Here is an 11,349-nt window from a genome sequence, read left to right as displayed (position 1 = left end):
TTATCATGACGGATACAACTTCAGCCCCGCGTTATGCACTGCGCGGGCTACAGCTGATTGGCTGGCGTGACATGCAGCACGCGCTGGATTTTCTGTTCGCGGACGGGCAGATGAAGTCGGGCACGCTGGTGGCCATCAACGCAGAAAAAATGCTGGCGGTTGAAGATAATGCGGAAGTGAAAAGCCTGATTGAAGCCGCGGAGTTTAAATACGCAGACGGTATTAGCGTGGTACGTTCAATTCGTAAAAAGTTTCCAGACGCTAATGTGTCTCGCGTGGCGGGTGCTGACCTTTGGGAGCGGCTTATGGAGCGCGCAGGCGCTGAAGGCACGCCGGTATTTTTGATCGGCGGCAAGCCAGAGGTGCTGGCGCAGACCGAACAAAAGCTGCGTAACCAGTGGAATGTTAACATAGTGGGCAGCCAGGATGGCTATTTCAGGCCGGAAGATCGCCTGGCGTTATATGAGCGCGTGCGCGACAGCGGGGCGAAAATTGTCACTGTCGCTATGGGGTCGCCGCGCCAGGAAATACTGATGCGCGATTGCCGTCTGGTCAGCCCGGATGCGCTTTATATGGGCGTTGGCGGCACCTACGACGTCTTTACCGGCCACGTTAAGCGTGCGCCCAAAGTCTGGCAAAATCTGGGGCTGGAGTGGCTCTACCGCCTGCTCTCCCAACCGACGCGTATAAAACGACAGATTCGCCTTCTGCGCTACCTCGCCTGGCACTACACCGGGAAAATGTAATCAATATGCAGCGCGATCTGCTGTTCGCGCTGCAACGCCCCCCGCAAAACTGCTGAGTTTATGTGCAATGCATTCATTTTTTTAATGCATTGTTTGCCATTTGCCAGAATTTAAGAAACCATTCGCTCCGTATTTCAGTACCCCTCAAAACAATACCCGGCAACAAGTCGGGAAACAGCAAACACAACCGAGGAATTATGGCAGAGAAAAAACCGGAGCTTCAGCGTGGGCTGGAAGCTCGACATATTGAACTGATCGCGCTGGGCGGGACTATCGGCGTTGGCCTGTTTATGGGCTCGGCAAGCACGCTGAAGTGGGCGGGGCCTTCCGTCCTGCTGGCGTATATTATTGCCGGACTGTTCGTCTTCTTCATTATGCGCTCAATGGGCGAAATGCTGTTCCTGGAGCCGGTGACGGGCTCTTTCGCCGTTTACGCCCACCGGTATATGAGCCCGTTCTTTGGTTATCTCACGGCCTGGTCGTACTGGTTTATGTGGATGGCCGTGGGGATTTCGGAGATCACCGCCATCGGGGTCTACGTGCAGTTCTGGTTCCCGGAGATGGCCCAGTGGATACCCGCGCTTATTGCCGTAGGGCTGGTGGCGCTGGCGAACCTTGCCGCCGTTCGTCTTTACGGCGAAATCGAGTTCTGGTTTGCGATGATCAAAGTCACCACCATCATCGTGATGATTGTCGTTGGCCTTGGGGTCATCTTCTTTGGCTTCGGTAACGGCGGGCACGCTATCGGTTTTGGTAACCTGACCGGGCACGGCGGCTTCTTTGCGGGCGGCTGGAAGGGCTTTCTGACGGCGCTCTGTATCGTTGTCGCTTCCTATCAGGGCGTTGAGCTGATCGGCATTACCGCTGGTGAGGCGAAAAACCCGCAGGTCACGCTGCGTAGCGCGGTAGGCAAGGTACTGTGGCGTATCCTGATTTTCTATGTGGGCGCGATCTTCGTTATCGTGACCATTTTCCCATGGAACGAGATCGGCACCACCGGCAGCCCGTTTGTCTTAACCTTCGCTAAGATTGGCATCACGGCGGCAGCCGCCATTATCAACTTTGTGGTGCTGACGGCGGCGCTCTCCGGCTGTAACAGCGGAATGTACAGCTGTGGGCGTATGCTTTACGCGCTCTCGCAAAACAAACAGCTGCCGGCGGTGATGGGTAAAGTCTCCCGCGTGGGTGTACCGGTGGCGGGCGTAGCGGTGTCGATTGTGATTCTGCTGATTGGCTCTTGCCTGAACTACATCATCCCGAATCCGCAGCGCGTGTTTGTTTATGTTTATAGCGCCAGCGTGCTGCCGGGGATGGTACCGTGGTTTGTCATTTTGATTAGCCAGCTGCGTTTCCGACAGGCGCACAAAGAAGCGATCGCCAGCCATCCATTCCGTTCCATTCTGTTCCCGTATGCGAACTATTTGACGATGGCGTTCCTGATTTGCGTATTAATTGGAATGTACTTTAATGAAGATACCCGCATGTCGCTGTTTGTCGGGATGATCTTCCTGGCTGCCGTCACAGCTGCATATAAACTTTTTGGCCTGGGTCGCCGTGGCTCCGCCCATAAAGTGGAGGAATAAGCGGCAAAATGTGCAAACCATAACCAAACGCGCATTTTTTTCAAAAAAGCACTAGACAGCGGGGTCGGAGGTACGTAATATCCAGCCCCGCAACGGCGCTAAGCGCCCGTAGCTCAGCTGGATAGAGCGCTGCCCTCCGGAGGCAGAGGTCTCAGGTTCGAATCCTGTCGGGCGCGCCATTTTAGTCCCGGCGCTAGAGCTGCGGTGGTCTGAGAAGTAGTCAGAACCGCGTGAAAGAATACAGTGGTGGCTATAGCTCAGTTGGTAGAGCCCTGGATTGTGATTCCAGTTGTCGTGGGTTCGAATCCCATTAGCCACCCCATTATTGAAAGAGTTGTGAATTGCGAAGGTGGCGGAATTGGTAGACGCGCTAGCTTCAGGTGTTAGTGTTCTTACGGACGTGGGGGTTCAAGTCCCCCCCCTCGCACCACGACTTTTAATGAGTTGAACTAAAAATTCAAAAAAGCAGTACATCGGCGAGTAGCGCAGCTTGGTAGCGCAACTGGTTTGGGACCAGTGGGTCGGAGGTTCGAATCCTCTCTCGCCGACCAATTTTGAACCCCGCTTCGGCGGGGTTTTTTGTTTTCTGCGCTTTTTCATCCTGTAGCCATTCCCCGACAACACTCTATATCCTTGTCGCGATTCAGCGACATATAAGCTGTTAATAATAAAGAATTTATTATTTTCTCTCTTAACCTGTCTCCTGGTGACGACAGATTGCCGCCCTTAGCGCGAGTTTGTATGGCGTAAGGCGGCTCTTAACAACATAATTTCCTTTTATCTTAAAATGTTGCGCGATGTAAAAGTTATGCGTGTAAACCTGGCACATTACATGCAATAATATGCGTGTAGATGCTCATTCCATCTCTTATGTTCGCCCTAAGGCCTCATAAACTCAGGAATGACGCAGAGCCGTTTACGGTGCTTATCGTCCACTGACAGATGTCGCTTTGGCCTCATCAAACACCATGGACATAACGTTGAGTGAAGCACCAAATATGTTGTCTTACAGACCTGTTTTAACGCCTGCTTTTATAGCAGGCGTTTTTTTATGGGTACAAAAAAGGAGGCCATCTGGCCTCCTGGATAATTACTGCTGCGTTCCGTTATTGTGTAGCGTAAGCAGAAGCCCATCACGCCGCATGGCTGCGGCCTCTTCCGGCTTGTGCTGCTTGTCCAGCGAATCAGCAAGCCAGGCGTAATCAAATGCGTCCGGGCGTTGCTTCAGCGCAGCGCGGAAGGCGAGACTCGCCTCCTGCCACTCGCCGTGTTTCATCAAAGACTGGCCAAGCGTACTCCACAGCAGCGGACGATCGCCCACGGTTTTGATCTGCTGGCGCAGTGCTTTTTCTATTTGTTCCGGATTGTTGGTTTTCAGACGCGGGATGACCATCACCAGGCGGTCATCATACTGTCGCTTGAGACCGTCGAGAAGGATCTCCTGCGCGGTGTCATGGTCGTCACACTCAATCAGATGTTCTGCCATCGCCACCTGAAGGGGAACCTGCTGGCGCGTTTTGCGGCTCTGGTTTTTCCACCAGGTTTTCAGGCCGTCGCTGCCAAGATCGGCGCGCGCCTGATCCATCAGGCCAATCCAGGCCAGACGCTGAAGTTCATCACGATGTTCATCATCGCCCACGTCGGCTTTCGCCATGGAAGGGATAATGTCCAGCAGCGAACCCCAGGCACCTGTCCGAATGTATGCCTGCTCCGCAAGACGCAGCACTTCCGGATGACGAGGGGTGATTTCCAGCAGACGGTCAACGCCGTGACGTGCGGCATGGTTTTCATTGCGCGCCAGTTGCAGACGAACGCGGGTGATCTCAACCGGAATCGGATCCTTAGTTGAGAGCTCAGATGCGCGTTCAAGATGCTGATTGGCGCGGGCCTCATCGCCTCGCTGTTGCGCCGCCTCAGCGGCCAGCAGATAGTTAACAACCGGCTGTTCTGCATGGTCGGCATTTTTCGACATCAGCTTTTCAACCTGCTGATAGTCGCCTTCGGCCAGCTTCAGCAACGCTTGCTCGGTCTGCTTACGGGCGCGACGGCGCTTACGGCCAACGAACCAGCCGCGCGTGTGAACCCCGGTACGGAAAATCCGACGCAGGATCCATTCCACTGCCAGCAGGACGACCACACCCAGGATAAGGATGATCACCAGCCCTGTCACGCTGGTTTCGACGTTGTAGTTATCGGTCTGGATCAATACGTAACCCTGGTGACCCGCGAGCATCGGCCCCAGTACAATTCCGGCGATCAGCAGGATGAAGAGTAAGAAGACTTTTAGCATCATCACTCTCCTTGCGGCGCGCTTTCAGGCGCTGGCGCGGCGGCAGGTGCTTCAGCCGGGCGCTCTGCCGGAACGCCCGGCTGGGCCAGCAGGTTACGCACGCGCGTCTGCATGATCTTCTCCAGAATCGGCTGGCTTTCCAGCTTGTCCGGCACGTTCATGGTGATGTTTTGCTGGCTCAGCTTGTCGATATCCTCCAGGAACGCGGTCGTGGTTGCGTCATTGGTATCGTAGTAAGCACGTACCCACGTTGAAACGTTATCCAGCGCCTGTTTGTAGGTCTCTTCCTGGTGACGTGGTACGGCCTGGGCAGCCACCAGCAGGCGGGAGCGAATGTTTTCGCGCAGATAGACATCCTGGTTCGGTGCCAGCAGCGGCACGGCGGTTTCATCGCGGCGGCGAATGGTAATAAAGCTGTCCATAAAGTTCTGCCAGCTCTTTTGCAGGTTGATACGCCATTCGCTCAGGGAGCTGGACAGCTCGGTGCCGTCAGAATCCATCGGGGAGTCATCGTCGTTGTTATCGGCCAGCTGAAGGTTATCAATCTGGTTGGAGAGCTGATTTACCTTAAGGATGATACCGTCATAGTCGACCTGAGAAACCGCAGACAGGCTGGCGATATCTTCCGTAATAGCGCGGCGTGCGTTGATGAGGCTCGGATCGTTCATATCGGCCAGGCTTGCGTCGGCGCTTTTCAGCAGCGCGGCGGCGGTGGTGACATCCTGATCGCTCCAGAGCTTGCGCCCGGCCAGCTTCACCAGAAAATCGGCCTGTGAGAGCAGCCAGGTTTTGGCATCGGTTCCCGAAATCGTGGCGACTTTCTCCTGCACTTCGCTCAGCTGTTTGGTCAACTCTTCACGTTTGCTGTTCGCGTCGGCGAGGGCGGCAGCCTGCTGTTTGATCACGCCTTCCAGCTCAGCTTTTTGCGTCTCCTGCGCTTTCTGTAGGGCGGTGATTTGGTTAACCAGCGCGTCGCTGGTGGCCGTCTGGTTGGTGCCTTGTTTCTTCACCAGTCCGTAGAGACCCACGCCTGCGGCCAGCGCAATCGCGATGGCAATCACGCTCAGCGTGAGGCTGGTTTTATTGCTGCCGTTTTTCTTCTCAACGGTTTTGTCTGTCGTCTCTGGCTGTGACGTGGTGTCCACAGTCTCCCTGGTCTCTTCAACCACGGCGGAGGATTTTTCGTGTTCCGTCATTATGGCTTCCCATTTGAGAGTTATTGTAATGCGCGCAGCAGCGCATCGTTGTCGGCGTTATCAGCGATCCGAATATCCTGCCAGCCCAGTTCCCGGGCGTGGTTCGCCAGACGCTCGCTGACGACCAGAAGCCGACAGCGGAGTAACCAGTTTTCGCGATACCAAAGCGGAATCAGCGACCAAAGCTGTTGTAACATTTCACCGCTGGTAACCACCAGCGTATTAATGCCGCGCGCGTGCCAGCGCATGGCTTCTTCCGCGCCATCATAGTGTTTCGCACAGCGCTGATAGCACTCCACAAACGTCACGTCTGCGCCGCGTTCGCGCAGCGTTTCGCCCAGCAGTTCGCGGCCACCGTTGCCGCGCAAAATGAGCGCACGCTTTCCGGCAATAGTTTGTAATTCAGGTAATTGTAGCAAGACTTCGCTGATTTCCCGATCTAACGGGTAACGAACATCGATTCCGCTCGCGGTATGTAAGGCCAGCGCCGTGGTGCGCCCGATGGCGAAATAGCGGGGTGCGTGGGGCCATTTAACGCCCTGCTGTTGCAGCTGCGCATGGGCAAATTCCACGGCATGCTGCGATAGCGCAAAGAGCAGATCACCTTCCTGCAAGGCACGCATCTGGTCAGCGAGCGTAGGCAGCTCGCGACCGGGGGAGAATTCAATCAACGGAAAACTCCAGGCCACCTGCCCCAGTGCGCGCAGACGGCTCACTAACTGCTCTCCTGCGGGAGAAGGGCGGGTGACAAGTATGCTCATGCAGGGGGCTCTCCGTTATAGACCTCAGCCAGAATTTCACGCGCGCCGTTATTCAGCAGCTCTTCCGCCAGCGATACGCCAAGCGCCTCGGCATCCTGCGGCTTGCCGCGACGTTCACCGCGAACCATCTGCGAGCCGTCCGGCGCGCCAACCAGCGCACGCAGCCACAGCTCACCGTCAGTTAATTCAGCATAGCTGCCAATTGGCACCTGACAGCCTCCTTCGAGGCGAGTATTCATCGCGCGCTCGGCTTTTACGCGAACGGCGGTATCGTCATGATTCAGCGGCGCGAGCAGTGCCTGAGTACGCGCATCATCCAGACGACACTCAATGCCGACGGCACCCTGGCCGACGGCGGGGAGCGACAGCTCCGGCGGCAACGCCACGCGAATACGTTCTTCCAGCCCCAGGCGTTTCAGGCCCGCAACCGCAAGAATAATGGCATCGTAGTCGCCGTTATCCAGCTTGCCAAGGCGTGTGCCGACGTTCCCGCGCAGCGAGCGAATCACCAGATCCGGGCGACGTTCAGCCAGCTGACACTGGCGGCGTAAACTTGACGTGCCGACCACGCTGCCTGCCGGCAACGCATCAAGCGAGTCATAGCGATTAGAGACAAACGCATCGCGCGGATCCTCGCGCTCGCAGATGGTCACCAGCCCCAGCCCTTCCGGGAACTCAACGGGCACATCCTTCATCGAATGCACGGCGATATCGGCGCGGTTCTCAAGCAATGCCAGTTCCAGCTCTTTGACAAACAGACCCTTTCCGCCCACTTTGGCCAGCGGCGTATCAAGAATGACATCGCCACGCGTGACCATTGGCACCAGCTCAACGCGTAATCCGGTGTGGCAGGCTTCCAGGCGCTGCTTAACATAATGTGCCTGCCAGAGCGCAAGAGGACTTTGGCGTGTGGCAATTCTCAAAACATTGTCTAACATGCTTGTTACCGTCATTATCAATCGCTAACCATCCTAACATTGTTGACACTCGGATGGCAGTTTTACGGTTGATGAAGAGTGAGAGGGACAGGGCGGCGTTCGCGTCAGCCACCGCCGTATTCAGGAATTTACACGTACAGAACGGTGCTACACTTGTATGTAGCGCATCTTTCTTTACGGTCAACCGGCAAGGTGTTAAATTGATCACGTTTTAGACCATTTTTTCGTCTGTACCACCAGAAAACAACAAGGCGAAAAAGGGTAACGGTTATTTTTTGAAATACTGCGGGTCCGCTGCTTGTTCTGTTTTGACTGGCGTGCGACACCCGGAAACATCAGGCGATACGTCTTGTACCTCTATATTGAGACTCTGAAACAGAGACTGGATGCCATCAATCAATTGCGTGTGGATCGCGCGCTTGCTGCCATGGGCCCTGCTTTCCAGCAGGTATACAGTCTACTGCCGACATTGTTGCACTATCACCATCCGCTAATGCCGGGTTACCTCGATGGTAACGTTCCCCAGGGCATTTGCCTCTTCACGCCTGATGAAACCCAACAGCACTATCTGACTGAACTTGAGCTTTACCGTGGTATGCCGCCGCAGGTTTCGCCGAAAGGCGAGCTGCCGATTACCGGGGTTTACTCCATGGGCAGCACGTCATCGGTTGGGCAAAGTTGTTCTTCTGACCTGGATATCTGGGTCTGCCATCAGTCCTGGCTCGACAATGAAGAGCGCCAGCTGTTGCAGCGTAAATGCAGTCTGCTGGAGAGCTGGGCGGCGTCGCTCGGCGTGGAAGTGAGCTTCTTCCTGATTGATGAAAACCGTTTCCGCCATAACGAAAGCGGCAGTCTGGGTGGTGAAGACTGCGGCTCGACTCAGCACATTCTGTTGCTGGATGAGTTTTACCGTACTGCGGTTCGCCTGGCCGGAAAACGTATTCTGTGGAATATGGTGCCGTGCGATGAAGAAGAGAATTATGACGACTACGTCATGTCGCTTTACTCGCAGGGCGTACTGACGCCAAACGAGTGGCTGGATCTGGGCGGTCTGAGCTCCCTGTCCGCCGAAGAGTACTTTGGTGCAAGCCTCTGGCAGCTCTATAAGAGCATTGATTCACCGTACAAAGCGGTGCTGAAAACCCTGCTGCTGGAAGCCTACTCCTGGGAATACCCCACCCCGCGTCTGCTGGCGAAAGACATTAAGCAGCGTCTGCACGACGGGGAGATCGTCTCCTACGGGCTTGATGCCTACTGCATGATGCTGGAACGCGTCACCGAATACCTGACGGCCATTGATGACGCCACGCGTCTTGACCTGGTGCGTCGATGTTTCTATCTCAAAGTCTGTGAAAAACTGAGCCGCGAGCGCGCCTGCGTTGGCTGGCGCCGCGAAGTGGTCAGCCAGTTAGTCAAAGAGTGGGGATGGGACGAAGCGCGTCTCGCCATGCTTGACAACCGCGCCAACTGGAAAATCGATCAGGTGCGCGAGGCGCACAACGAGCTGCTTGATGCGATGATGCAGAGCTACCGCAACCTGATCCGCTTTGCCCGCCGTAACAACCTTAGCGTTTCTGCCAGCCCACAGGATATCGGGGTGCTGACCCGTAAACTGTACGCCGCGTTTGAAGCGTTGCCGGGCAAGGTAACGCTGGTGAACCCACAGATTTCGCCTGACCTGTCTGAACCGAATCTGACCTTTATCTACGTGCCGCCGGGCCGCGCAAACCGCACCGGGTGGTATCTGTACAACCGTGCGCCAAGCATGGATTCGATCATCAGCCATCAGCCGCTGGAGTATAACCGCTACCTTAACAAGCTGGTGGCCTGGGCCTGGTTTAACGGCCTTCTCACCTCACGCACCCGGTTGTTTATCAAGGGCAACGAGGTGGTCGATTTAGCCAAATTGCAGGAGATGGTGGCGGATGTCTCGCACCACTTCCCACTGCGTCTGCCTGCGCCGACGCCAAAAGCGCTCTACAGCCCGTGTGAGATTCGCCATCTGGCGATCATCGTCAACCTGGAATACGACCCGACGGCGGCCTTCCGCAATCAGGTGGTTCACTTTGACTTCCGTAAGCTGGACGTCTTTAGCTTCGGTGAGCAGCAAAACTGCCTGGTGGGCAGCGTGGATCTGCTGTACCGCAACTCGTGGAACGAAGTGCGTACCCTGCACTTTAACGGCGAGCAGGCGATGATCGAGGCGCTGAAAACGATCCTCGGCAAGATGCACCAGGACGCCGCGCCGCCGGACAGCGTGGAGGTGTTCTGCTACAGCCAGCACCTTCGCGGCCTGATTCGTACCCGCGTGCAGCAGCTGGTGTCTGAGTGCATCGAATTGCGTCTTTCCAGCACCCGGAATGAAACCGGACGCTTTAAAGCGCTGCGCGTCTCCGGCCAGACCTGGGGGCTGTTCTTTGAGCGCCTGAACGTGTCGGTGCAGAAGCTGGAGAACGCCATTGAATTCTACGGCGCGATTTCACACAACAAACTGCATGGCCTGTCGGTTCAGGTGGAAACCAACCACGTTAAGCTGCCGCAGGTGGTGGATGGCTTTGCGAGTGAAGGGATTATTCAGTTCTTCTTCGAGGAGTCGGGCGATAACGCCGGGTTTAATATCTACATTCTGGATGAAACCAACCGTGCCGAGGTGTATCACCACTGTGAAGGCAGCAAAGAGGAGCTGGTGCGCGACGTCAGCCGGTTCTATTCATCCTCGCACGATCGCTTTACCTACGGCTCAAGCTTTATCAACTTCAACCTGCCGCAGTTCTACCAGATTGTGAATGTGGATGGACGAGCGCAGGTGATCCCGTTCCGTACGCAGGCGATTACCCCTGCGGTGCCCGCTAACCAGGAAACTGCGCCGCTGTTGCAGCAGTATTTCTCCTGACCCTTTTCGCCGGGTGGCGCTAACGCTTACCCTGCCTACGGTCCGAGCTGCTGTTGCCGGGTGGCGCTAACGCTTACCCGGCCTACGGTCTGAGCTGCTGTTGCCGGGTGGCGCTAACGCTTACCCGGCCTACGGTCCGAGCTGCTGTTGCCGGGTGGCGCTCACGCTTACCCGGCCTACGGTCCGAGCTGCTGTTGCGGTTGGCGCTCACGCTTACCCGGACTATGGTTCGAGCCGTTGTAGGCCCGCTAAGGCGTAGCCGCCACCGGGCAACAAAACTACCTGAAACTCACGTCCTCGCCCGCCTGCGCGGTCGCCGCCTGCTCCAGCAGATCCCAGAACGTTTCGCCGCTGCGGTCGCAGATCCACTCGTCACCTTTTAGATCAAAGTGATAGCCGCCCTGTTTCGCCGCCAGCCACACCTGGTGAAGCGGCTCCTGACGGTTAATAATAATCTTGCTGCCGTTTTCGAAGCTTAAGGTCAGGATCCCGCCGTTGATTTCACAATCGATATCGCTGTCGCCGTCCCACTCGTCGATACGCTCTTCGATGGTCATCCACAGGGTATCGGCAAGGCGATGAAATTCACTGTCGTTCATGGTTTTATTCCTGTTTTTCGTGATGGCGGCAGTATAACGCTAAATAATTCCCGTTGCAGGAAAGCGGCAAACTCTTGCTTTTGTGTCTTCTCCTGCGATGATAGAAACAGATTTGAACTTACGGGCAACCTCTACATGAAAAACGTCTTCCGAACGCTTGTCGTTCTTGTCACTCTGTTTAGCCTGACCGGCTGTGGACTGAAGGGACCACTGTACTTCCCGCCAGAGGATAAAAACGCACCACCGCCGACAAAACCAGTGCAAAGTGGTATCGAGTCATCTACGCCGGATACCAACGATCGCGGCAATAACGGCGGCCCGACTCAGGTCAATCTCTGACAAT

At 55.8% G+C, this 11,349-nt stretch carries 9 protein-coding genes and 4 tRNA genes; 8 read left to right on the top strand and 5 right to left on the bottom strand.

Translation table 11 applies throughout. The features are described from left to right. Positions 1–5 precede the first annotated feature (5 nt). The 6 genes from wecG to ACOT1A_RS09540 all read left to right on the top strand — a co-directional run bounded on the left by wecG (position 6) and on the right by ACOT1A_RS09540 (position 2,880). Positions 6–746, top strand: coding sequence for a lipopolysaccharide N-acetylmannosaminouronosyltransferase (gene wecG / locus ACOT1A_RS09565; protein WP_023299039.1), 741 nt, complete (start codon positions 6–8; stop codon positions 744–746). Between the two features lie 197 nt (positions 747–943). Next, complete coding sequence (gene thrP / locus ACOT1A_RS09560; RefSeq protein WP_023305225.1) at positions 944–2,329, top strand: bifunctional threonine/serine APC transporter ThrP; 1,386 nt, start codon at positions 944–946, stop codon at positions 2,327–2,329. A 102-nt stretch (positions 2,330–2,431) separates the two neighbouring features. Beyond that, positions 2,432–2,508: transfer RNA gene (locus ACOT1A_RS09555), tRNA-Arg, on the top strand. 67 nt (positions 2,509–2,575) lie between these two features. After that, a tRNA-His gene (locus ACOT1A_RS09550) sits at positions 2,576–2,651 on the top strand. A gap of 21 nt (positions 2,652–2,672) precedes the next feature. After that, a tRNA-Leu gene (locus ACOT1A_RS09545) sits at positions 2,673–2,759 on the top strand. Between the two features lie 44 nt (positions 2,760–2,803). Continuing rightward, a tRNA-Pro gene (locus ACOT1A_RS09540) sits at positions 2,804–2,880 on the top strand. Between the two features lie 539 nt (positions 2,881–3,419). Here the strand turns inward: ACOT1A_RS09540 and hemY are convergent. From hemY to hemC, 4 genes are read right to left on the bottom strand one after another with little or no spacing between them, the layout of a single operon-like run. Next, on the bottom strand, positions 3,420–4,619 hold the full coding sequence (hemY, locus tag ACOT1A_RS09535; protein ID WP_032622057.1) for a protoheme IX biogenesis protein HemY: 1,200 nt from the start codon (positions 4,617–4,619) through the stop codon (positions 3,420–3,422). Between the two features lie 2 nt (positions 4,620–4,621). Continuing rightward, positions 4,622–5,815 (bottom strand): uroporphyrinogen-III C-methyltransferase, encoded by a 1,194-nt coding sequence (gene hemX, locus ACOT1A_RS09530; protein WP_022646657.1) that lies wholly within the window; start codon positions 5,813–5,815, stop codon positions 4,622–4,624. A gap of 20 nt (positions 5,816–5,835) precedes the next feature. Continuing rightward, positions 5,836–6,576: a uroporphyrinogen-III synthase gene (gene hemD, locus ACOT1A_RS09525; RefSeq protein WP_105322891.1), complete on the bottom strand. Its 741-nt coding sequence runs from the start codon at positions 6,574–6,576 to the stop codon at positions 5,836–5,838. Continuing rightward, on the bottom strand, positions 6,573–7,514 hold the full coding sequence (gene hemC / locus ACOT1A_RS09520) for a hydroxymethylbilane synthase (protein WP_023305227.1): 942 nt from the start codon (positions 7,512–7,514) through the stop codon (positions 6,573–6,575). Before hemC ends, hemD begins: the two co-directional genes overlap by 4 nt. A 349-nt stretch (positions 7,515–7,863) precedes the next feature. Between hemC and cyaA the strand changes: the two genes are divergently transcribed. Next, positions 7,864–10,407, top strand: a complete 2,544-nt coding sequence (gene cyaA / locus ACOT1A_RS09515) for a class I adenylate cyclase (RefSeq protein ID WP_022646660.1) — start codon at positions 7,864–7,866, stop codon at positions 10,405–10,407. A gap of 278 nt (positions 10,408–10,685) precedes the next feature. On the opposite strand, the gene cyaY is transcribed toward cyaA, so the two are convergent. Further along, positions 10,686–11,006 (bottom strand): iron donor protein CyaY, encoded by a 321-nt coding sequence (cyaY, locus tag ACOT1A_RS09510; protein ID WP_023305228.1) that lies wholly within the window; start codon positions 11,004–11,006, stop codon positions 10,686–10,688. 135 nt (positions 11,007–11,141) lie between these two features. On the opposite strand from cyaY, the gene lptM reads away from it, so the two are divergent. Continuing rightward, positions 11,142–11,345, top strand: a complete 204-nt coding sequence (lptM, locus tag ACOT1A_RS09505) for an LPS translocon maturation chaperone LptM (RefSeq protein WP_003860815.1) — start codon at positions 11,142–11,144, stop codon at positions 11,343–11,345. Positions 11,346–11,349: the final 4 nt, after the last annotated feature.

Source organism: Enterobacter cloacae complex sp. SYL003, from assembly GCF_049236925.1.
GTDB lineage: Bacteria > Pseudomonadota > Gammaproteobacteria > Enterobacterales > Enterobacteriaceae > Enterobacter > Enterobacter intestinihominis.
The sequence above is the reverse complement of the archived record's forward strand: the minus strand, read 5'-3'. Positions and strand labels throughout refer to the sequence as shown.